Annotated in this window: 2 protein-coding genes; both read left to right on the plus strand. The window is 71.6% G+C overall.

Annotation, left to right across the window (positions count from 1 at the left end):
- A partial coding sequence (locus BN903_RS07040; protein ID WP_228841052.1) for an ABC transporter permease occupies positions 1 to 1,023 on the plus strand: 1,023 nt, incomplete at its 5' end.
- On the plus strand, positions 1,020 to 2,078 hold a 1,059-nt coding region (locus tag BN903_RS07045), incomplete at its 3' end, for an ABC transporter permease (protein ID WP_052334937.1). The genes BN903_RS07040 and BN903_RS07045, both read left to right, overlap by 4 nt.

Genomic DNA, 2,078 nt, shown 5'->3' on the forward strand with positions numbered 1-2,078 from the left:
GTCCCGGACGAGAGCGGGTCCGGGAGCGTCCCGCTCGAAGCGGAGGGCGCTCGGCTGAGCGAAGTCCACACCGTCACCGAGCGCCTCCGTAACGACGACCGGATCGACTACGCCTCGCCGGTGGCGCTACGTCCCCTGCGGCTGGAGAACCCCGAGACGGGGAACCGGACCTACGTGATCGCGGTCGGGGTGATCCCGCCCGACCGTCCCCGTCGCGTCGCCGACCTGAACGTGAGCGCGCTCGACGCCGCGTACGCTCACTACGCCAACGGGACGTACGGCGGCGAGCGGTCGGACGAGTTCGTGGTCTCGCCGGGCGTCGCCGCGGATCTGGGGCTCGAACGCGGCGACACCGCTCGCGTCGCTCGCTCGGACCGGTCGCTCACGGTCGCGGCGGTCAACGACCGCGAGATGGCGGCCGGATTCGGCGAGGTCCCCGCTATCGCCGTGCCGCTGGCCGAGCTTCAGTCGATGACGGGCCTCGCCGAGAGCGACGAGGCGGACCAGATCCTCGTCGGCACGACCAATCCGTCGGTGGAGTCCGACCTCGCGGACATCTACCCCGGCACCGAAGTCGTCTCGCGGACCGGTATCGCCGGTGCCGAGGCGACGCCGACGAATCTCCCGCTGGCGATGGCGCTGGCCGCGGCGCTGGTCGCCGGCGGGATCGGGGTCGCGTTCGTCGCGACGATGATGGGGCTCGAACTGACGGCCGGTCGTCGCGAACTCGCCGTCCTCGACGCGGTCGGGTTCTCCGGTCGCATGCGCGCCGCGGTCGTCGTCTCCGAGACGATCACCGTCGCCGTCCTCGGCGGGATCGCGGGCGTCGCACTCGGACTGGTCGCGACCGCCGGCGTGAACGCGGGCGTCGCCTCCGCGATCGGCGTCGGATCGCTCGCCGAGAGACCGCCGTGGTTGGCCGCGTACACCCTCGCCGCGGCGGTCGTCGTCGGTCTCTGTGCGGCCCCGTACCCGCTGTATCTGGCCGCGAGCACCGACACGCTGGAGGAGTTGACGGGATGAAACGGCTCCGTCGCCTCTGGGGGACCGGCTGGATCGCGCTCCGCCAACTCCGCTCGGATCGAGCCCGCACGCTGCTGGCCGTCCTCGGCGTGACCCTCGCCGTGCTTTCGGTCACGCTGCTCGTCGGCGTCGGTGCCGGCGTCGTCGAGACGGGCAGCGAGACCTTCGACCAGTCCGGCCGCGACCTGTGGGTCTCCGGCGGGCCGATCGATATCGCGCCGGGAACGGTCGGCGGCTTCCAGAACCCGATCCCGAACGCCCACCCGCTCGCCGACGAGATCGCCGCCCACGAGGACGTTCGCACGGCCACCCCGCTGGCGTTTCAGGTCGTGTACGTCAGCCCCGACGGCGAGGCGTTCGACACCACGATGGGCAGCGGCACCCCCGGGGCGGGCGGCTCCGTGTCGATCGCCGAGGGGGAGGGGTTCACCGGACCGGACACCCACTACGCCGGCGGGAACTACACCGGCGAGATGACGTATCAGGCGCTCATCTCGCCCGCGTTAGCGGAGAAGTACAACCTCAGCGTCGGCGACACGATCCACGTCGGCGGGACGGTCCAGACGGCGCGCGAAAACGAGTTCGAGGTCGTCGGGATCTCGCCCACGTTCGCGAACTTCCTCGGCACCGGCACCGTCACACTCCGCCTGAGCGAGCTCCAGACGCTCACCGGCAACGCCTACGACGACCGGGCCACGATCGTCACCATCGAGACGGTCGACGGCGCGGACCCGGCGGCCGTCCGCGAGGAGCTCGCGGCGCAACATCCTGCGTACACGTTCCGGACGAATCAGGAACAGCTCGTTGAGGTCCTCGAACGGCAGGCGGTGGTGTTGGCGGCCGGCGCGAGCCTCGCGGTACTCGGCGTTGTCGCCGGCGGAGCGCTCGCGTTGAACCTCCTCCTGTCCATCGTCTACGTCCAACGCGAGACGCTGTCGGTGTTGCGCGCGGTCGGCGCGACGCGGCTCGGCGTCGTCGGCGTGGCCGTCGCACAGGCGCTCGCGATCGCGATCGTCGGGTTCCTCCTCGGTGCCGTCACGACGCCCCCGCTCGCC

The sequence above is a fragment of the Halorubrum sp. AJ67 genome, from assembly GCF_000513435.1.